Origin of the sequence: Vibrio sp. SCSIO 43140, assembly GCF_023716585.1 — a bacterium.
In the GTDB taxonomy this organism is placed as follows: Bacteria; Pseudomonadota; Gammaproteobacteria; order Enterobacterales; family Vibrionaceae; genus Vibrio; species Vibrio maritimus_B.
Genome location: NZ_CP071850.1, coordinates 1 through 21,177 on the forward strand (window position 1 = coordinate 1; position 21,177 = coordinate 21,177).

Here is a 21,177-nt window from a genome sequence, read left to right on the forward strand (position 1 = left end):
TGGGTAGATCTGTGTTTTGTGCATGCGTTTGTGAGTAAAATCAGGGCAATTTGTGCGGATCAAGCCAAATCAACCGAAAAAATTGTGAATAACTTAGATCTTATTCACTGGATCGCCGATCATTTACTGGCGATCTTGGTTATCAACAGGTAAAATTACCAATCTTTTCCAATTCCAATAAATAGAGTGAGAGCACCGTGTCATCTTCGCTTTGGTTGCAATGTTCGCAACGTCTACAAGAAGAGCTACCCGCTACCGAATTCAGCATGTGGGTCAGACCCTTACAAGCTGAGCTTAATGACAACACCCTAACTCTATTTGCGCCTAACCGCTTTGTACTCGACTGGGTGCGCGATAGATACCTCAACAGCATTAACCGCCTACTAAAAGAGTACTGCGGTAATGATGTTCCAAATCTGCGTTTCGAAGTCGGTAGCAAGCCGGTTTCTGCGCCACCAGCACCTAAGCCAGTTAAGACCGCAGCGGATGTTGCGGCTGAGTCTTCTGCACCTGCGCAGCTACAAGCGCGCCAACCTGTGCATAAAACCTGGGATGATGAATCAGAGGTCTCTGACATCAACCATCGTTCGAACGTCAACATCAAGCACAAGTTCAACAACTTCGTTGAAGGTAAGTCGAACCAACTTGGTCTTGCTGCGGCGCGTCAGGTGGCGGATAACCCTGGTGCAGCTTATAACCCACTATTCTTATATGGCGGTACAGGTCTAGGCAAAACCCACCTATTACACGCTGTGGGCAATGCCATCGTAGATAACAAACCCAACGCGAAAGTGGTGTACATGCACTCTGAGCGTTTTGTTCAGGACATGGTTAAGGCGCTACAAAATAACGCGATTGAAGAATTTAAGCGCTACTACCGCAGTGTTGATGCGCTGCTTATCGATGATATTCAATTCTTCGCCAATAAAGAGCGCTCACAAGAAGAGTTCTTCCATACCTTTAATGCGTTGCTTGAAGGCAATCAACAGATCATCCTGACATCAGATCGCTATCCAAAAGAGATCAACGGCGTAGAAGATCGCTTGAAATCTCGTTTTGGTTGGGGCTTAACCGTGGCTATCGAGCCGCCTGAGCTGGAAACCCGTGTCGCGATCTTGATGAAAAAAGCCGAAGACCATCAAATTCACTTGGCCGATGAAGTGGCCTTCTTTATTGCTAAACGCCTACGTTCAAACGTTCGTGAGCTGGAAGGGGCACTAAACCGAGTTATCGCCAATGCGAACTTTACCGGTCGCCCTATTACTATCGACTTTGTTCGTGAAGCACTGCGTGACTTGCTGGCGTTGCAAGAGAAGTTGGTGACAATTGATAACATTCAAAAGACGGTTGCTGAATACTACAAGATTAAAGTGGCGGATCTGCTTTCTAAGCGACGTTCTCGCTCTGTTGCTCGCCCGCGTCAGTTGGCGATGGCGCTAGCCAAAGAGCTGACCAACCACAGCCTACCAGAGATTGGTGATGCGTTTGGTGGTCGCGACCATACTACTGTGCTGCACGCGTGTCGAAAAATCGCTCAGCTGCGTGAGGAAAGTCACGACATTAAGGAAGACTATTCCAACTTAATTCGCACGCTTTCTTCATAATAGTGGCATAATCACTATAATTAGCATTCAAGTTATTGTATTTCGCATATAAGTGGCATGGATTGCCATCTTTACGAAGAGTTATCTATGAAATTTACTATCGAACGTCACCACCTACTAAAGCCGCTACAGCAAGTCTCTGGCGCACTGGGCGGTCGTCCTACATTACCTATTTTGGGCAACTTGCTACTTAAGGTAGAAGAAGGGGTACTTTCTCTTACTGCGACAGACCTAGAGGTTGAGCTGGTAAGTAAAGTAACGCTAGAGAGTGAGTTCGAAGCAGGCAGCGTAACGGTGCCTTCACGTAAGTTCCTCGATATCTGTCGTGGGCTACCCGATGACTCGACAATCACCATCGTACTAGAAGGCGATCGCGTACAAGTGCGCTCTGGTCGTAGCCGTTTCTCCCTATCCACATTGCCAGCGAGCGATTTCCCAAACATTGAAGATTGGCAGCAAGAAGTGGCGGTGACGGTGACTCAAGCTGAGCTTAAGTCGCTGATCGACAAAACTCAGTTCTCAATGGCTAACCAAGATGTGCGTTACTACCTAAACGGTATGTTGTTTGAGTTAGACCAAACCACATTGCGCTCAGTGGCGACTGATGGTCACCGTATGGCGGTGGCAACGGTGGCGCTAGAAGGCAGCTTTGACAACAAACAGATCATTGTGCCGCGAAAAGGTGTACAGGAGCTTTCTAAGCTTCTCGATGCGCCAGAGCAGCCAGTCACGCTGCAAATTGGCAGTTCTAACATCCGTGCTGAAGTGAACAACTATGTCTTCACTTCTAAGCTTGTTGATGGTCGTTTCCCCGATTATCGCCGCGTAATGCCGCAAAATACCGACAAGACACTCGAAACAAACTGTGATGAGTTGCGTCAGGCGTTCTCCCGTGCCGCGATTCTATCGAATGAGAAATTCCGCGGTGTTCGTGTCAACCTAGCGGACAACGAGATGCGCATTACGGCTAATAACCCAGAGCAAGAAGAAGCGGAAGAGATGCTCGACGTGAACTTCCAAGGTGACGCGCTCGAGATTGGTTTCAACGTATCTTACGTTCTCGATGTACTTAATACGCTTCGCTGCGACCAGGTACGCATGTCGATGTCCAATGCCAACGCCAGTGCGTTGATTGAAAATAGCGAAGATGACAGTGCCATGTACGTGGTGATGCCGATTCGTCTCTAAGGCGAGCATGACGCTATGCCGCTTACGCGTTTAATCGTACAGCAATTTCGAAATATTAAAGCCTGTGATATTGAACTATCTACAGGCTTTAACTTTATTATTGGCCCCAACGGCAGTGGCAAAACCAGCTTGTTGGAGGCGATCTATTTGCTTGGTCATGGTCGCTCTTTTAAGAGTTCGCTCACTGGTCGAGTGATACAAAATGACTGCCAAGAGCTGTTTGTACATGGCCGTTTTTTGAACTCGGATCAATTTGAGATACCCATTGGCATTAATAAGCAGCGCGATGGCTCAACTGAGGTTAAAATAGGCGGTCAATCTGGGCAAAAGTTAGCTCAGCTTGCCAAGGTATTGCCGCTGCAACTTATCCATCCTGAAGGCTTTGAACTGCTCACTGATGGCCCTAAGTTTCGTCGGGCATTTATCGATTGGGGTGTGTTTCACTCTGAGCCCGGTTTTTTTGAGGCTTGGGGTCGTTTTAAGCGTCTCAGTAAGCAGCGCAATGCGTTACTTAAGACTGCCACTAGCTACCGAGAGTTAAGCTACTGGGATAGAGATTTAGCCCAGCTTGCTGAGCAGATTGACGGTTGGCGCCGCACCTATGTCGAGCAAATGAAAACCTTGGCCGAAGAAATGTGTCAGTCTTTTCTGCCAGAGTTTGAAATTAAGCTTGGTTATTACCGTGGCTGGGAAAAAGACACGCCGTATGGCGAGCTCTTGGAACGTAACTTTGAGCGTGACCAGAGTTTGGGGTACACCTTTAGTGGCCCAAATAAAGCCGATTTAAGAATTAAAGTGAACAACACTCCTGTAGAGGATGTGTTGTCTCGTGGTCAGCTAAAACTGATGATGTGCGCGCTGCGCCTTGCGCAAGGGCAGCATCTTGCAGAGTTGACCGGAAAGCAATGTATCTATTTGATAGATGACTTTGCTTCAGAATTAGATAGCCTGCGTCGTAAACGCTTAGCGGATTACTTAAAACAGACTCAGGCTCAAGTTTTTGTAAGCTCTATTACTGAAAGCCAAGTTGCCGACATGATTGACGAAAATGGCAAGATGTTTCATGTGGAACATGGCACAATAGAGCAAGGTAAATAGTGAGAGAAACTCATGTCAGAAAATTACGATTCATCGAGTATTAAGGTACTAAAGGGTCTGGATGCGGTACGTAAGCGTCCAGGAATGTACATCGGCGACACGGACGATGGAACCGGTCTACACCACATGGTTTTTGAGGTGGTTGATAACTCAATTGATGAAGCGTTAGCAGGTCACTGTAACGACATTATCGTGACTATTCATGAGGACAACTCTGTTTCTGTAAGCGATGATGGTCGCGGTATCCCAACGGAAATGCACCCAGAAGAGCAAGTCTCTGCGGCAGAAGTTATCATGACGGTACTTCACGCGGGTGGTAAGTTCGATGACAACTCGTACAAGGTATCGGGTGGTCTGCACGGTGTAGGTGTATCGGTAGTAAACGCGCTGTCTAAACAAGTGACGCTGACTATCCATCGCGGCGGCCAAATCCATACTCAAACCTATCATCACGGTGAGCCAGAAGCGCCACTGACTGTGATTGGTGATACCGATAAGACAGGTACAGAGATTCGTTTCTGGCCAAGCGAAGAAACCTTCTCAAACGTCGAGTTCCATTACGATATTCTTGCCAAGCGTCTACGTGAACTGTCGTTCCTAAACTCAGGTGTCTCAATCAAGCTCATCGATAAGCGCGAAGAAGACAAAATGGATCACTTCATGTTTGAAGGTGGCATCCAAGCGTTTGTTGAGCACCTAAACACCAACAAGACACCAATCATCCAGAAAATCTTCCACTTTGATAACGAGCGTGATGACGGCATCACGGTTGAAGTGGCGATGCAGTGGAATGATGGCTACCAAGAAAACATTTACTGTTTTACCAACAACATCCCTCAACGTGATGGTGGTACTCACCTTGCGGGCTTCCGTGCTGCACTAACGCGTACGCTGAACTCGTTCATGGATAAAGAGGGCTTCTCTAAGAAAGCCAAGACGGCGACGTCAGGTGATGATGCTCGTGAAGGTCTAACCGCTATCGTATCGGTGAAAGTGCCAGATCCGAAGTTCTCAAGCCAAACCAAAGACAAGCTGGTTTCATCAGAAGTGAAATCCGCGGTTGAGTCTGCGATGGGTGAGAAGCTGTCTGAGTTCCTAGTAGAGAACCCAGGTGAAGCGAAGATTGTTTGTACTAAGATCATTGACGCTGCTCGTGCACGTGATGCAGCGCGTAAAGCGCGTGAAATGACACGTCGTAAAGGCGCTCTAGACCTAGCGGGTCTGCCAGGCAAACTGGCTGACTGTCAAGAGAAAGACCCAGCGCTTTCTGAACTGTACATAGTGGAGGGTGACTCTGCGGGCGGTAGTGCTAAGCAGGGTCGTAACCGTAAGAACCAAGCGATTCTTCCACTGAAAGGTAAGATCCTAAACGTTGAGAAAGCACGTTTCGATAAGATGCTTTCTTCACAAGAAGTGGCAACGCTAATTACAGCTCTAGGCTGTGGTATCGGTCGCGACGAGTACAACCCAGATAAACTGCGTTACCACAACATCATCATCATGACCGATGCGGACGTCGATGGTTCTCACATCCGTACGCTACTTTTGACTTTCTTCTACCGTCAAATGCCAGAGCTTATCGAGCGTGGTTACGTGTACATCGCTCAGCCACCGCTTTACAAAGTGAAGAAAGGTAAGCAAGAGCAGTACATCAAAGATGAAGATGCAATGAACCAGTACCAAGTGTCTTTGGCACTAGATAACGCTGCTCTGCACGTGAACCCTGAAGCACCAGCACTAGCCGGTGAATCACTAGAGAAACTGGTGCAGCAGTTCAACGGTGCAGTGAAAATTGCCGAGCGTATGGCTCGTCGTTACCCGCACGCACTAGTGAGTGAGTTCATGTACACGCCACGCCTAACGGCTGAGCAGTGTCACGATGCGGTGGCGGTTGAAGCATGGTCTAAGCAGCTTGTTGAGCAGCTAAATGCCAAAGAAGTGGGCGCAAGTCAATACAGCTTCGAGGTTGAACAGCACGCTGAGTTAGGTTTGAACCTACCGAAAATTATCGTGCGTACTCATGGTGTGACTCATGAACATGTGCTGAGTATCGACCTACTGAACTCGAAAGAGTACGGTAAGCTAGCGTCTCTATCTGAAGCACTAGAAGGTTTGATCGAAGAGGGTGCTTACGTGAAACGTGGTGAGCGTACTCAACCAGTGAGCCACTTTGAAGATGCCCTAAACTGGCTAATCAAAGAGTCGCGTCGTGGTCTGAGCCTACAACGCTACAAAGGTCTAGGTGAGATGAACCCAGATCAGCTTTGGGAAACCACAATGGATCCTGAAACACGTCGTATGATGCAAGTCACGATTGAAGATGCGGTTGGCGCAGACCAGCTGTTCACGACGCTAATGGGCGACCAAGTAGAGCCGCGTCGTAACTTCATCGAAGAGAACGCATTGAAAGTAGCTAACCTAGACGTTTAGATTGGTTTCTCTTCGCTGGCTGAACTGATTTCTGCGTCGAAGGTGCTCATTTATACTTATAAATTGCGCGCCTTCTCCTTGAACTCAGCTCACCCAGCTTCGACAAATCAATCTAAATACAGAAAAGACTGCCTTACGAGGCGGTCTTTTTTGTTTTTAACTCTATGAAAAATAAACGTTATAAAAATAATTTAAGAAAATGGCTTGAAAGCGAATTTCGTCATCCCTATATCTATTTGTGAAGAGGGAGCTGTCTTGCTCAAAAGAGAAGAAACAGACCTTTTAAACGCCTGCAGAGTATCGCTCAATGGAGGATAGCTTTAACGGCACACTTTAAAAACTGATTTATTGCTACGTCCCCGAACAGCAAGGCTGTCAGCGGAGTGGTGGATAAGTCCCTTAGTCGTCACTACATCCGTTTATAGGCTGGGTGTAGGTGAAAACTCACGGCTAAGACTATTGCTTACTATGAGGATAGCATTATGAGAACTGTAGATTTCACTCCTTTATACCGCAACGCAATTGGCTTCGATCGTCTATTCAACATGATGGAAGCGAACTCAGCGAAAAACTCTTCTGGCGGTTACCCTCCATACAACATCGAGCAACAAGACGAGAACCACTTCCGTATTACTATGGCTGTGGCTGGCTTTGCTGAAGACCAACTCGATCTGACTCAAAAAGAGAACATGTTGATTGTTAAGGGTGAGCGTAAAGCTGAAGAAGAGAAGAAGTACGTGTACCAAGGTATTGCAGAGCGTGATTTCGAGCGTAAATTCCAACTTGCTGACTACGTAAAAGTAGTAGGTGCAAGCATGGAGAATGGTTTACTACATATTGACCTAGAGCGTGAAATCCCAGAAGCAATGCAGCCACGTAAAATTGAGATTGGTGGTAACAAACTGATCGAAGGCTAATCATTTCGCTGAAATGAAAGCCCTGATATAAAGAGTGAAAGAGCGCCAGAAGGCGCTCTTTTTGTATCTATTCTATTTTATCAACAGCCTTAAGCGTTAGTGCCTTGCGAGTATGCTTTAGCCACTTCTTCCGCGATAATTGCGATACCTTGCTGCATCTTGTCGTCATCTTGCACATAGTTCATGCGCAGACATTGATGGGCATGATCCCATTCATCTTCCTGACCAATAAAGAAGTATTCCCCTGGGACAATCAACACGCCGCGATCTTTCAAACGTTGGTAAAGCTCCATAGTGGTAATGGGTAGCTCATCAAACCATAGCCATAGGAAAATCGCGCCTTCTGGCTTATGGATTCGAAAACGGGGATCGGTAATCGCCGATTGCAATAACTCAACCGCGCGCTGGGATTTTTGCTGGTAGAACGGCTTAATCACATTGGAACTGAGCTCTAGAATGTCACCTTTCTCAATCATGTGATTGGCAAGTGCAGGACCAAAGCTGCCCGGCGCCAGGCTAATAATGCCATTCATATTGGTCATCGCTTGCGTGACTTCTTCACTGGCAATCACGATACCGCAGCGCAACCCTGGCAGACCTAGCTTGGATAAGCTCATGCAAAGAATGGTGTTCTCATTCCAAAACGGCTCCACATCTTCAAAGATGATGTTTGGGAATGGCAAACCGTAGGCGTTATCGATGATGAGTGGGATGTTATTCTCTCGAGCCAGTTTATCCAGTTTATGGATTTCTTCGTCGGTGAGTACGTTACCCGTTGGGTTGGTTGGGCGAGAGGCACAAATCGCCGCAACAGAATCATCGATCTCTAAGTGTTCGAAATCCACATGGTATTTGAACAGGCCATTATCAAGCAGCTCTATTTCTGGGTGATAGGAGACAAAGATGTCTTCGTCTATGCCGGCGTCACCGTAACCAATGTACTCGGGTGCAATTGGCAACAAGATTTTCTTGTGGCTGCCATCGCTTTGCTTACCTGCGAGTAGGTTAAATAGATAGAAAAAACCGCTTTGGCTGCCATTGGTTAGGCTGATGTTCTTTTCGGTAATGTTCCAGTCGTAGGTATCGCGCAGCAGTTTAGCGAGCGATTTAACAAACGCATCTTTTCCTTGTGGACCGTCGTAGTTGGCCATGGCGGCCACCAGCTCACCACTGGCGAGGAGGTCACTACTGGCTTGGTGAAAATACTCGAGCATGGCAGGAATGGCGGCTGGGTTACCCCCTCCGAGCATGATGGCGCCTGGAGTGCGAAGGCCATCATTAAGATCATCCATTAATTGGGTAATACCTGAGTAACGATTAAATTTTTCACCAAACTTCGAAAATTGCATTGCTGTACCTAGTTCATCGTGTTCACTTGTTGTGTTTTTAAGGGGGTTTATCCTGCTGGTGGCAAGATGAACCTTTGAACATACAGCAATGATAACTAGAGGCAAAGCACTATTTGAGTGCAAAGAAAATGAGCAATAAGAAAGGAGCGCAGTAGCGCTCCCTTTTGATGTGATTGAGTAGGCTTTAATCTATTGATTATTCGCCAGTGTAAACGATGAGTACCTTGTCATCTTGGTAACGACGTTCAAACGCATAGTACCCGCTTTGCTGGTGGGTAATATGCTCTCCCTTAGCAACTGCTGGGTGACGTAGGCGGAAATCGCCTAATGTTTGCCAGTGCTTCAATAGGGTTTCGCGCTGACCCGTTATCTTATCCCAAGGCATGTCTGAGCGCGTACCTTGGTGTGAGTCAGAGCCACTGACACCTAGGTCTCTTGCTATCTCATCACCATAGTAGATCTGCACCGCACCCGGACTTAACATCAGTGCATTGGCGGCACGCATCTGATCATCAATGCTTCGGCTTCGAGATGCCCAGAACAGTGAGGTGTCGTGCGAAGAGAGGTAGCTCAGCACATTAAACTCACTGTCGCTGTTAATACGCTCTGCATAGCGACGATAGTCACTGTCTAGGTTGGCAAAACATTTCAGTGCTTTAGGGGCAACATCCCCTTGGAACTCGAAGTTGATGATAGAATCAAAGCCGTTATCGAAATACGGACTCTTCACCACGCTGTGCGCCCAAACCTCGCCGGTCATCCAGAACGGTTTATCATCCAGTGCCTTGTCTGGGTTGTTTTGTTTCCACTCTGCCAGTGCTTCATTACTGGCTTGCTTGAGCTTGGCCCAGCTTTCCATTTCGACGTGTTTAGCGGTATCGACACGGAAACCATCGATGCCATACTCGCGAACCCAATCCGTAAGCCAGGTGATCAAATGCTCACTTGGCGTGGCTTGAATATCTTTGGCATTGGTCTCTTTATTACGATAGAAGTTCGGTAGGCCTGTCTTCTGCGTCGATTCGGTTTTTAGATCTGGCAAGAAGTTAAGTGACATGGTTCTGTCGTTGTATCCAGGTGCGTCGTAGTCGCCGATGTCGGTACGGATCCAATCTTTACCCCACCACTTATCCCATGCGTCGTCATCACTGTACTTGATGTAATCATTAAAGCTGTGCCAGCTTTGCCCGGATTTTGGTTGCCAATCGGTCCAATTTTCACCGAGTTCTTGTTTCGCCTCTTCATCAGAGAGGTACAGTTTTCCAAAGCCAAATTCTTGCATGTCCGCTAACGTGGCGTAGCCGGTATGGTTCATGACCACATCCCAAACGACTCGGATACCTTTCTCATGGGCAGTATCGATAAACTGACGCAACTCCGCCTCTGTGCCCATGTTGGCATCGAGCTTGGTCCAATCTTGATGGTAATAGCCGTGATAGCCATAGTGCTTGAAGTCACCTCTATCACCGCCACCAACCCAGCCATGAATTTGCTCCAGTGGTGAGGTGATCCAGATGGCATTGACGCCAAGCGATTCAATGTAGTCGAGCTTTTTAGTCAAGCCTGCCAGATCGCCACCATGAAAGGTACCGATCTCATGTTTACCGTCTTTGCTTCGTCCATAGCTGTTATCGTTATCTGGGTTGCCGTTGTAGAAGCGATCGGTCATGACGAAGTAGACCGTCGCGTTGTCCCAGTCGAATTCCGCCTTCGGTGCTTGCTCTGCGGGTTCTAGCAGCAATAGGCCTTGGCTGTTTGCGCCAGGCTGCAGCGCAATCTTGCCGCTGCTGACCGTCGCTTGTTGCCCGCTCAGCGCATCTCTAAGCACAGTACCATCGGCAAAGGTGGCACTGACATCGATAACTTTGGGGCTGTCAGTGGCAACAGGGCAGGTAGAGGTAAAGTCGTTACTCTGTTTCGATTTCACCTTTACGGTGAGCTCGTTGTTGGTTGGATTGAGCGTAAACTGGTAGGTATTCGCCTTGAATACTCGCATCGGAATGGCCGATTCCCCGGCACAATCATCGAGCTTTAATGGGCGGTTGAACTTAATGCGCGCATCTTCAGCCAAAGCAAAGTTGCTGCCACAGGTTTGTGCATTATCACCGATAGAAAAGGTATAGCTGCCTTTATCAAGCTTCTTTTCTGCAACCAGCAAACCTTGTCCATTGGCAGCAAAAGCCACTTGTTGGTCATCTAAGCTAAGTAGTAACGCGTCATCTGGCAATTGGCTGCAGGCGCTGAGCATCGACACTGAGAGTGAAAGTAGGGTCTTTTTCATGGGTTCTCTTCCTTGAAGTTATCCCACGTTTATATCAAATATCGACCTCTACATTCTGAGTGCTATAACCGCTAGTTTGTAGGCAAACTCCCTACAATTTTCATACTAGTTCACAGAACTAACAATAACTTGTTGCTGATTGTCAGGTACAAAAAAGGGAAGCTGATGCTTCCCTTTCATTAACCAATATTGCCTAAAACTGACGACTATTTCTGAAGAAGTGAAATGTCGGCGATTTGTAGGAACAGGTTACGCAGGTTGTTTAGTAGCGTTAGACGGTTCTTCTTAAGGGCTTCGTCATCGGCCATGACCATCACATTATCGAAGAACGCATCCACAGGCTCACGTAGGTCAGCAAGCTTGCTTAATGCTTCTTGATAGTTACCGGTCGCGAATGCTGGCTCAAGGGCTTCAGTCATCACTTCAACGTTCTCTGCTAGTGTCTTCTCTGCATCTTCTTGTAGAAGAGCAAGGTCGATTTCAGCTGCCAGTTCGCCGTCGAATTTCGCTAGGATGTTACCTACACGCTTGTTCGCTGCCGCCAGTGCTTCTGCTGCCTCTAGCTCACGGAAGTGAGATACCGCTTTAACGCGCTGATCGAAGTCTGCTGGTTTGGTTGGACGGTTAGCCAGTACTGCTTGGATGATATCGACGCTGAAGCCTTCATCTTTGTACCATGCATTGAAACGACCAAGCATGAAGTCGATGACGTCGTTTGCAACGTTTGCGTTGGTTAGCTTGCTAGTACCGTCTTCTAGGGCAAACAGAGACTGAGCTTTCGCAATTAGGTCCGTTAGGTCTAGGTTGTAGCCGTTTTCGACGATGATACGAAGTACACCTAGAGACGCACGACGAAGTGCGAATGGGTCAGAGCCCTTAGGTGCTTGGCCAATACCAAAGATACCGACAATCGTATCTAGCTTATCTGCCATTGCGACGGCTGAAGAGATACCTGTGCTTGGTAGCTCGTCACCGGCGAAACGCGGCATGTACTGCTCGTAAAGCGCCAGTGCTACTTGCTCATCTTCACCATCGTGAGTGGCGTAGTGCATGCCCATGACACCTTGAGTATCGGTAAACTCGAATACCATAGAGGTCATTAGGTCACATTTCGCTAGAAGGCCAGCACGCTTAGATTTCTCTACGTCAGCATCGATTTGCTCAGCGATGTAGCCAGCAAGTTCAGTGATGCGGTCTGTCTTGTCTTTGATAGTACCAAGCTGCTTCTGGAAGATAGCTTGCTCTAGCTCAGGCAGACGGTCGATAAGAGGGCGCTTACGGTCAGTGTTAAAGAAGAATTCCGCATCCGCTAGACGTGGACGTACAACCTTCTCGTTACCTTCGATTACGTAGCGAGGCTCTTTCGATTCGATGTTAGAGACGAAGATGAAGTTTGGTAGTAGCTTCTTGTTTTCGTCGTACACTGGGAAGTACTTCTGGTCACCTTTCATGGTGTAAACCAGTGCTTCAGAAGGCACCTTGAGGAACTCTTCTTCGAACTTCGCCGTTAGTACTACTGGCCACTCAACGAGTGATGTTACTTCTTCAACTAGGTCATCCTCTAGATCAGCGACACCGCCAACTGCTGCTGCCGCTTTTTGCGAATCAGCTAGGATGATTGCCTTACGCGCTTCGTAATCTGCCATCACTTTACCGCGCTCTTCTAGGATCGCAGGGTATTGCTCAGCAGAATCGATAGTGAACTCTTGCTCACCCATAAAGCGGTGACCACGGATAGTACGGTCAGAGGCTACGCCTAGGATCTCGCCTTCGATAAGGTCAGAGCCCATTAGCATAGTCAGTGTTTTAACAGGACGGATGAACTGAGTCGTCTTGTTACCCCAACGCATTGGCTTCGCGATTGGTAGGTTAGCCAGTGCTTTTGCTGCTAGCTCAACAACGATTTCAGTTGTTGCTTGGCCTTTAACTTCTTGTTTGAAAAGAAGCCACTCGCCTTTGTCTGTCACTAGACGATCCGCTTGCTCAACAGTGATGCCGTTACCACGAGCCCAGCCTTGAGCTGCTTTGGTTGCATTACCGTCAGCATCGAATGCTACAGAAACTGCAGGTCCACGCTTTTCTACCACTTTATCCGCCTGACCTTCAGCAAGACCAGCTACCTTAAGTGCTAGACGACGAGGAGCCGCGTACCATTTCACACCTTCGTGTGTTAGGTCTGCACCTTTAAGCTCTGCTTCGAAGTTCGCTGCAAAAGCTTCTGCAAGGGTACGAAGCTGCGTTGGTGGTAGCTCTTCAGTACCGAGTTCAATTAGAAATTCTTTTGCCATGATTACTTCTCCTCGTCTTTTTTAAGCATTGGGAAGCCTAAAGCTTCACGTGATGCGTAATATGCTTCTGCAACCGCTTTAGTCAGGTTGCGGATACGAAGGATGTAACGTTGGCGCTCTGTTACAGAAATAGCTTTGCGTGCATCAAGGATGTTGAATGCGTGAGCCGCTTTAAGAATGCGCTCATACGCTGGAAGAGGAAGAGGTTTCTCTAGCTCTAGCAGCTCTTTGGTTTCTTTTTCACACTGGTCAAAGTAAGTGAATAGGAAATCTACGTCAGCGTGCTCAAAGTTGTAGGTTGATTGCTCAACTTCGTTTTGGTGGAAGATATCACCGTAAGTGACCTTGCTGCCGTCTGGTGCGACGTTCCACACTAGGTCGTAAACAGAATCTACTTCTTGAATGTACATCGCTAGACGCTCGATACCATAAGTGATCTCGCCAGTTACTGGCTTACACTCAAGACCACCAACCTGCTGGAAGTAAGTAAACTGAGTTACTTCCATGCCGTTTAGCCAGACTTCCCAACCAAGACCCCATGCGCCTAGCGTTGGGTTTTCCCAGTTGTCTTCTACGAAACGAATGTCGTGAACTAGCGGGTCGATACCAAGCACTTCAAGTGAGCCTAGGTACAACTCCTGAATGTTGTCAGGAGATGGCTTAAGCGCAACTTGGAACTGATAATAGTGCTGCAGACGGTTCGGGTTCTCGCCGTAACGACCATCGGTCGGACGACGTGAAGGTTGAACGTATGCCGTAGACATTGGCTCTGGGCCAAGTGCACGTAGACATGTCATTGGGTGAGAGGTGCCTGCACCTACTTCCATATCTAGTGGTTGAACAATAGTACAACCGTTCTGTGCCCAGTAATCCTGCAGCGCGAGGATCATTCCCTGGAAGGTTTTGATATCGTATTTTTGCATAGTAATTCGCGCAATTCTCTAAGTGAAAAGGTGTTTCTGATATTCAGAAAATAACAAATAAGTATACCGACTAATCGGTAAGGGGAGTAGGGGTAAAAGTGCTGATTTAATCATCATAAAGGTAAAAAAATGCGGTTTTTCGGAGTTATTCGCTGTGTGAAGGGGCGTAAGCTCCAATATTGTTGAAATTGATTCATTGAGTGATTACAATGCCGCCATCTTTGGGGAGTAGCTTATCCATACACTCACAAGCGTTTGGATTCGTTCGTCAACATAATTGGTGCAAAATCACCATGGCGCTCGAGACTTGTGCCCGCAAGTTTAGCAAGACCATAGATAAACATCGTGAACCGGGGTGGGGCGCGAGGTTTGTCTATAGGTTAAAAACTATAAACCCTGCCCCTTAGAGCATGTCGTGAGCGTTTTAGCTATATCAATTACTACCGTGGCACTCGCCGAAATTGGCGATAAGACCCAGCTTTTGTCGTTACTGCTGGCCAGCCGTTACCGTAAACCCATTCCCATCATTGCCGCTATATTTCTAGCAACCATTGCCAATCATGCGTTAGCAGCCTGGCTAGGTGTTGTGGTAGCCGATTACTTATCTCCGGACGTTCTTAAGTGGGTGCTAGTGGTCAGCTTCCTTGCCATGGCGGCGTGGATCTTGGTGCCGGATAAACTGGATGATGATGAGAGTATTTCAAGCCGCGGCCCGTTTATCGCCAGTTTTATCGCATTCTTCATTGCTGAAATAGGTGATAAAACCCAGATAGCGACCTCTATTCTCGGCGCACAATACGCGGATGCACTGACCTGGGTGGTGATTGGTACTACGGTGGGTATGCTACTTGCCAATGTGCCCGTCGTCTTGATTGGTAAGCTATCAGCGGACAAGCTTCCGCTTGATTGGATTCGTCGTATTACCGCCATTTTGTTCGTAGGACTCGCTATCGGCGCTGCTGTTTTTTAATAACAATATCAACTAAATATCAAACTTTAATCGGGATCAAACTCTCGCTCGAATCTGATGAAATTCGTGATGAATGACATATTAGTGTCATAATTGTCATGGTACTTTAATCATGTGGATCCTAGCGAGAGGGCAACGATTATGCTTACACGTTACACAGGAATGACCGCGGAAAGCCAAAGCCGTTTATTCACCTTCGGTTTGGTATTAACATTGCTTGGGATGGTACTCACCGATATGTGGATACCTATGGTCGTCGGTGCCATCGTCATGGCAGGATTGGCCGTCGAATCTTGGATTAGGGTTCAGCATTTGATCCCAATGCACAACGAGATCCGTTCGATGCAAAAGCAGATAAAAAAACTGCAATCTGAGATCAGAACGCTCGAATATGACGAATAGTCAAAAGGCTGCCACTGGCAGCCTTTTTTAGTGCGTTATGCTAACCCTTTTTTAATCAAATAAAGGTAAGGAACGGTTTCTGTCTGAGCACTCAGCAATTGGTGATCCATAAAGCGACAGAAACTTGGAATATCGCGCGTCGTCGAAGGGTCGTCAGCTTTCACTAACAACACTTCACCTTCTTCCATCTTACGAATTGTCTTCCTGACCATCATCACTGGCTCTGGGCAGCGCAGTCCTTCGGCTTCGAGTGTTTGCGTCGCTAGGTCTGTATTGATTGTCATCGGGAACTCTTTCTTACTAAAAAACAGCTCAAATTCTACTTATGAAGAAAAAATATGCAATAACCCCTTGGCAAAAGGAATTTTTTGTTTTAACTTTATTAACAAGTTGGTAACAAAGGAGCAGGGACGTAACTATGTTAACCGTACTAGACAGGATTACAATTTACTCGGTGCTTTGCTTGATAGCATTCTGTGCCTTGGTATTACAGCCTTCCCAACAAGCCGGGTGGGCTCCGTTAATAGGTTTAAGTGTCTCTATAATGGGTCTCTGGTTAGAGGTAAGACGCTGGCAAGATGTTTCAGAAGAACAAGAGAATTAACATTTAGTAAACATTCTTGCAAATTAGAACTTCCAATACATTTTACGACATTCCGACACTATCCCCATTTTCTTGGGCTTCCCCGCTGAAAGGCGGGATTTTTTTTATCTGAAGAAAAGAAAACCAAGTGTACACTAGGGGAAGAATTACGTAGGAAGAGCTTATGGAACTCGAAGAAATCTATCGTCGCGACCTCAATTTATTGGTGGCATTGAAGGTGCTGGTGGAAGAGGGCAGTGTTAGTCAAGCGGCCGTGCGACTCAACCTAAGCCAATCTGCAACGAGTCGAGTGTTAGGTCGATTGAGAGACTTATTAGGGGATCCGCTTTTCACCCGTCAAGGACAGCGAATCATTCCTACCAGTAAAGCGCTCGAGATATGTAAGCAAATTGACCAACCGTTAGAGTCCTTCCGTCAGTTGCTGACACCCAGTGAGTTCAATCCCTACTATTGTAATGAGCGCTTTCTCATTGCGACGACTGACTATGCGATGCAAACCATCCTTCCTTATGCACTACCGAAGATTTATCAGCTCGCGCCTAACATCTCTTTGGAGTTCGCTCCGCTGCAACACGAGAGCCTTTTTAAACAGCTCAGCACCGATAAGGTCGATATGGCAATCTGCCGTCCCACGGGTTCGGTTACGCCTTTGCATCAAGAAGTCTTGGGCCCGGTCGGCGTCTCTTGTTTAGTTTCTAAGCAACATCCGTTAGCGGATAAACCTTTATCACTTGAAGATTACATCAATGCACCTCATGCCATGATTGCCATCAGTGACGGTGTTAAAGCTCTGCTGGACGCCGCACTTATCAACCAAAATCCAAGAAAAATGGTGCTGCGTGCCTATCATCTTGAAGCGGCATTGGCGATTGTCGATAGCATGCCATTGATCATTACCGTACCTGCTGATCTCGCCTATTTAGTCGCAGATCGCTACGATCTAGTAATTAAACCGCTGCCTTTTGCTTTTACTCCGTTTGATTATTCTCTGATTTGGCACGCGCGATGCGATACCTCGGAGTCTCAGAAATGGCTTCGCTCGGTAGTAAAAGAAGAGTGTGGGAAATTGATTGCCAAACGCATTGAAGACGTCGGCCTCGGCTAGTCGTCTCAGAGTTAAAACAGAGAATTCCTTGCCTTAGTCACGCTCTGTTCTAGTGTTACTAGAAACAATAGCAAAGGATTGAGCAATGAACGTGACACGGAAAGCCCTTGTCTTTGTGGTTTTAACCCTTCCCTGCCGTGTATTCGCAGAGACCAATGCAATGGAAGCTTGCATTGACTGTCACGGTGCCGATGGCATCGGACGTGAAAACACCATTCCTAACCTTCGAGGTCAACCCAAAGCTTACTTGGAAGCACAAGTCCTCGCCTTTAAATCAGGTCAGCGACACAGTACGTTTATGGATCCCGTCGTTCATAATGTAGCCGATGAAGAGTTGATCAAAGCGGCTGACTTTTACGCTTCTATAGCGGTGCCAACACCAGAGACACTTCAGTGGCGAGGTGACAAGTGGCCCGCTGATATGCCGTTAGGAGAGCGTATTGCTTACAGTGGGAAGTGGAATGACAAGGTTCCCGCTTGTGTATCATGTCATGGTCCCAACGGCGTTGGCGTTGCTCCCAGTTTTCCGATGTTAATGGGGCAAAACAAAGATTATCTGGTTAATCAGCTCAAAGCATGGAAAAGCGATCAGCGCCCCCCAGGCGTGTTGGGTTCGATGGTGACGATTGCCAAGGGTTTAACTGATGAAGAAATAGAGGCGGTTGCAAGCTACTTTGCATCACAAGGAGGCGCGCAATGAACAGGATAGCCATATTGAGTTTAGTATTGTGTGCCAGCCCCGCTGTTTTCGCAGATGCATATCTAGATAGGGAACCCGTAGAACCCGGGCGCGTCCTTGCTGAAGGGGAACAGCACCATCAGGTGACTCATTGGGATACGCTACCTGAGGGTGAGATGGGAGAGTCAGTAAAGCGTGGTTACTCATTATTCATGAACACCCAGCAGATGCGAGCCTCAGGGAAAGTAAATAATGGAATGAACTGCACTAACTGTCACCTAGGCGGTGGTAGCGTCGCAGATGCGGCGCCCATGTGGGCGGCGTTTGTCTCTTATCCTGCTTATCGATCTAAGAACAAGCGCGTGAATACCTTTCAAGATCGGCTGCAAGGGTGTTTCCTTTATTCTATGAATGCAGAAGGTGGAAAACCACCTGAGGTGACTAGTCAAGAAATCTTCGATTTGAATGCTTATTCTTATTGGTTGTCGTTTGGAGTGACCGTTGACAATAATCTGCCGGGACGAGGTTTTGGACATATCGCTGAGCCAGAGCTTGCACCCGACTATGAACGAGGGCAGCAGGCATATCAGGAGAACTGTGCAGTGTGCCACAGTGAGGATGGGCAAGGCAGAAAAGTCGCAGAGCGCTACGTATTTCCTCCGTTATGGGGACCCGATAGCTTTAACTGGGGAGCGGGCATGCACAAGGTAAACACCGCTGCTGCTTTTATCAAACATAATATGCCGCTTGGGCAAGGAGGGTCACTCTCCGATCAGCAGGCATGGGACATTGCGCTGTTTATGGACAGCCACGAAAGACCTCAGGATCCAAGATATGATGGGGATATCAGTCAAACCCAAAAAAGCTATCATGGTGACAATAGCCAATATGGTGAGCCGAGTCCTGTCGATGAGCACCTACTTGGTACAAAGGCTTACTAACCTTTAGTGTTACTGGTTGATATGTTTAAAACGAAAAAAGGCTCTCGCAATGAGAGCCTTTTCTATAAGTAGGTTATCGCTAATTAGATTTTGATAGTCACGCGACCCGTTACGGCACCGTTAGTGATGTCTTCAGCCGCTTGAATTGCATCTTCTAGTGCTACGGTTTTGCTAGCCTGTGCGTAGTATGACTCAGGAAGTAGCGTGGCTAGCTGTTCCCAAGCTTTGATACGTTTTTCGCGTGGGCACATTACAGAGTCAACACCTTGTAGACGCACGTTACGCAGGATAAATGGCATCACTGTCGTAGGTAGGTCAAAGCCACCCGCTAGGCCACATGCAGCGACAACACCGTTGTAGTTCACTTGCGCAAGCACTTTAGCAAGCATGTTGCTGCCCACAGTATCAACAGCTGCAGCCCAGAATTGACGCTCAAGCGGTTTTGCTGGCTCTTCAAGTTCGCTACGTTTAACAATGCGTGATGCACCGAGTGATTTTAGTAGTTCGCCATTCGCTGAAGCGCGACCTGTCACTGCTGCTACTTTGTAACCTAGCTGGCTAAGTAGTGTGACAGAGACACTACCCACACCACCACTTGCGCCTGTGACCAGTACTTCGCCGTCTTCTGGTTTTACGCCAGCATCAACAATGGCTTGTACACATAGCATCGCAGTAAAGCCTGCAGTACCGATAGCCATCACTTTTTCTGCATCGAGACCTGCTGGCATTGGCACTAGCCAATCACCGTTTAGACTCGCTTTTTCAGCCATGCCACCCCAGTGATTCTCACCGACCCCCCAGCCAGTGAGAACCACTTCGTCGCCTTCCTTGTAACGAGGGTCGTCTGATTGCGACACTACGCCAGAAAGATCGATACCCGGTACCATTGGGAAATTGCGGATGATTTTACCTTTACCGGTAATAGCCAACCCATCTTTGTAGTTCAAAGATGAATATTTTACATCTATTTTTACATTACCTTCTGGAAGCTGTGACTCGTCTACTTGAGAAATAGTAGCGATTGTTTTTTTATCTTCTTGGTTAAGTAACAGTGCTTTGAACATGATGTTCTCCAATGAGTTGACGTGTTATCTGCTGCAAAGTGTAGGTGAGAAATTCGAAAAAAAACAATGAAACTTCAACATTAGATGTATGCATTACATGCATAAATAAAAACAGCCCCGAAAACGGAGCTGTTTGCGTTGAAGAGCCGTAATGAGAGGACTACGGTCTTTCAAAGATGGTTGCGATACCTTGACCTAAACCAATACACATAGTGGCAAGACCGATCTTAGCGTCTTTGTTTTCCATGATATTGATAAGCGTGGTTGAGATACGAGAGCCCGAGCAACCCAATGGGTGACCCAATGCAATGGCGCCGCCATTCAGGTTAACCTTTTCATCGACCACATCCAGTAGACCAAGATCTTTAGCACATGGCAGAGATTGAGCCGCAAATGCTTCGTTTAGCTCAACAATATCGATGTCGTCCATCGTTAGACCTGCACGCTCCAGTGCTTTTTGCGTGGCAGGTACCGGGCCGTAACCCATAATCGACGGATCGCAGCCAGCAATGGCCATAGAGCGGATCTTCGCGCGAATGGTTAAACCAAGCTCGTTAGCTTTCTCTTCGCTCATGATAAGCATGGCAGACGCACCATCAGACAGTGCCGATGACGTACCTGCGGTTACCGTGCCATTTGCAGGGTCAAAGACTGGACGAAGCTTGGACAGCCCTTCAACATTGGTTTCTGGACGAATCACTTCATCGTAATCGAGGGTAAACAGTGAACCATCTTCAGCATGACCTTCGGTTGGCAAGATCTCGTTCTTGAATCGACCTTCAAGCGTTGCTGCTTGCGCTCGCTGGTGGCTTCGCGCTGCAAACTCATCTTGTTGCTCACGGCTGATGCCATGCAATTTACCCAGCATTTCGGCGGTGAGACCCATCATGCCCGCTGCTTTCGCGACGTTTTTAGAAAGCTGAGGGTGGAAGTCCACACCGTGCGTCATAGGAACGTGCCCCATGTGCTCAACACCACCAATCAGGCAGATTTCAGCATCGCCAACCATGATTGAGCGCGCCGCGTCATGCAATGCCTGCATAGATGAGCCACACAGACGGTTTACCGTGACCGCACCGATTTCAATCGGTAGCCCTGCCAGCAGCGCGGCATTACGAGCAACGTTAAAACCTTGCTCTAGGGTTTGCTGTACACAGCCCCAGTAGATATCTTCAATCTCTTCTGGCTTCACTTGTGGGTTGCGAGCCAAGATACCTTTCATTAGATGTGCCGATAAGTCTTCAGCACGCTGATGTCTAAATGCACCACCCTTGGAACGACCCATAGGTGTACGAAGACAATCAACAACGACAACATTTTTCATTTTGATATTC

At 47.5% G+C, this 21,177-nt stretch carries 17 protein-coding genes; 10 read left to right on the top strand and 7 right to left on the bottom strand.

What is annotated here, in order from left to right:
- Positions 1 to 197 precede the first annotated feature (197 nt).
- From dnaA to J4N45_RS00025, 5 genes are all read left to right on the top strand, one after another.
- Positions 198 to 1,604, top strand: a complete 1,407-nt coding sequence (gene dnaA / locus J4N45_RS00005) for a chromosomal replication initiator protein DnaA (protein ID WP_252012982.1) — start codon at positions 198 to 200, stop codon at positions 1,602 to 1,604.
- Between the two features lie 87 nt (positions 1,605 to 1,691).
- A complete protein-coding gene (dnaN, locus tag J4N45_RS00010) occupies positions 1,692 to 2,792 on the top strand; it encodes a DNA polymerase III subunit beta (protein ID WP_042502452.1) in 1,101 nt (366 codons plus the stop codon).
- 15 nt (positions 2,793 to 2,807) lie between these two features.
- Positions 2,808 to 3,890, top strand: coding sequence for a DNA replication/repair protein RecF (gene recF / locus J4N45_RS00015; RefSeq protein ID WP_042478135.1), 1,083 nt, complete (start codon positions 2,808 to 2,810; stop codon positions 3,888 to 3,890).
- Positions 3,891 to 3,902: 12 nt separating this feature from the next.
- Positions 3,903 to 6,320: a DNA topoisomerase (ATP-hydrolyzing) subunit B gene (gene gyrB / locus J4N45_RS00020; RefSeq protein ID WP_252012983.1), complete on the top strand. Its 2,418-nt coding sequence runs from the start codon at positions 3,903 to 3,905 to the stop codon at positions 6,318 to 6,320.
- A 482-nt stretch (positions 6,321 to 6,802) separates the two neighbouring features.
- Positions 6,803 to 7,237, top strand: a complete 435-nt coding sequence (locus tag J4N45_RS00025) for an Hsp20 family protein (protein ID WP_042502456.1) — start codon at positions 6,803 to 6,805, stop codon at positions 7,235 to 7,237.
- An 89-nt stretch (positions 7,238 to 7,326) separates the two neighbouring features.
- Here the strand turns inward: J4N45_RS00025 and J4N45_RS00030 are convergent, their stop codons facing one another.
- The 4 genes from J4N45_RS00030 to glyQ form a co-directional block, all read right to left on the bottom strand.
- Complete coding sequence (locus tag J4N45_RS00030) at positions 7,327 to 8,586, bottom strand: valine--pyruvate transaminase (RefSeq protein ID WP_252012984.1); 1,260 nt, start codon at positions 8,584 to 8,586, stop codon at positions 7,327 to 7,329.
- A gap of 196 nt (positions 8,587 to 8,782) precedes the next feature.
- Positions 8,783 to 10,867, bottom strand: a complete 2,085-nt coding sequence (locus J4N45_RS00035; RefSeq protein ID WP_252012985.1) for an alpha-amylase — start codon at positions 10,865 to 10,867, stop codon at positions 8,783 to 8,785.
- A gap of 206 nt (positions 10,868 to 11,073) precedes the next feature.
- The gene (glyS, locus tag J4N45_RS00040; protein WP_252012986.1) at positions 11,074 to 13,155 is read right to left on the bottom strand and encodes a glycine--tRNA ligase subunit beta; all 2,082 of its coding nucleotides are present in this window, start codon (positions 13,153 to 13,155) and stop codon (positions 11,074 to 11,076) included.
- A 2-nt stretch (positions 13,156 to 13,157) separates the two neighbouring features.
- Positions 13,158 to 14,078, bottom strand: a complete 921-nt coding sequence (gene glyQ, locus J4N45_RS00045; RefSeq protein ID WP_042478144.1) for a glycine--tRNA ligase subunit alpha — start codon at positions 14,076 to 14,078, stop codon at positions 13,158 to 13,160.
- A 415-nt stretch (positions 14,079 to 14,493) separates the two neighbouring features.
- Between glyQ and J4N45_RS00050 the strand changes: the two genes are divergently transcribed.
- On the top strand, positions 14,494 to 15,048 hold the full coding sequence (locus J4N45_RS00050; protein ID WP_252012987.1) for a TMEM165/GDT1 family protein: 555 nt from the start codon (positions 14,494 to 14,496) through the stop codon (positions 15,046 to 15,048).
- A gap of 141 nt (positions 15,049 to 15,189) precedes the next feature.
- Positions 15,190 to 15,450 carry a hypothetical protein gene (locus J4N45_RS00055; protein WP_042478170.1) on the top strand — a complete coding sequence of 87 codons (261 nt, stop codon included), beginning with the start codon at positions 15,190 to 15,192 and terminating at the stop codon, positions 15,448 to 15,450.
- A 35-nt stretch (positions 15,451 to 15,485) separates the two neighbouring features.
- Here the strand turns inward: J4N45_RS00055 and tusA are convergent, their stop codons facing one another.
- The gene (tusA, locus tag J4N45_RS00060; RefSeq protein ID WP_042478150.1) at positions 15,486 to 15,734 is read right to left on the bottom strand and encodes a sulfurtransferase TusA; all 249 of its coding nucleotides are present in this window, start codon (positions 15,732 to 15,734) and stop codon (positions 15,486 to 15,488) included.
- A 483-nt stretch (positions 15,735 to 16,217) separates the two neighbouring features.
- On the opposite strand from tusA, the gene J4N45_RS00070 reads away from it, so the two are divergent.
- From J4N45_RS00070 to J4N45_RS00080, 3 genes are all read left to right on the top strand, one after another.
- On the top strand, positions 16,218 to 17,159 hold the full coding sequence (locus tag J4N45_RS00070; RefSeq protein ID WP_252012989.1) for a LysR family transcriptional regulator: 942 nt from the start codon (positions 16,218 to 16,220) through the stop codon (positions 17,157 to 17,159).
- A gap of 85 nt (positions 17,160 to 17,244) precedes the next feature.
- Positions 17,245 to 17,859: a c-type cytochrome gene (locus tag J4N45_RS00075; RefSeq protein WP_252012990.1), complete on the top strand. Its 615-nt coding sequence runs from the start codon at positions 17,245 to 17,247 to the stop codon at positions 17,857 to 17,859.
- Positions 17,856 to 18,779 carry a c-type cytochrome gene (locus J4N45_RS00080; RefSeq protein WP_252012991.1) on the top strand — a complete coding sequence of 308 codons (924 nt, stop codon included), beginning with the start codon at positions 17,856 to 17,858 and terminating at the stop codon, positions 18,777 to 18,779. Before J4N45_RS00075 ends, J4N45_RS00080 begins: the two co-directional genes overlap by 4 nt.
- A gap of 83 nt (positions 18,780 to 18,862) precedes the next feature.
- On the opposite strand, the gene acuI is transcribed toward J4N45_RS00080, so the two are convergent.
- Together acuI and fadA are read right to left on the bottom strand one after the other, a co-directional pair.
- Positions 18,863 to 19,843, bottom strand: a complete 981-nt coding sequence (gene acuI / locus J4N45_RS00085) for an acrylyl-CoA reductase (NADPH) (RefSeq protein ID WP_252012992.1) — start codon at positions 19,841 to 19,843, stop codon at positions 18,863 to 18,865.
- A 160-nt stretch (positions 19,844 to 20,003) separates the two neighbouring features.
- Positions 20,004 to 21,167: an acetyl-CoA C-acyltransferase FadA gene (fadA, locus tag J4N45_RS00090; RefSeq protein WP_252012993.1), complete on the bottom strand. Its 1,164-nt coding sequence runs from the start codon at positions 21,165 to 21,167 to the stop codon at positions 20,004 to 20,006.
- Positions 21,168 to 21,177: the final 10 nt, after the last annotated feature.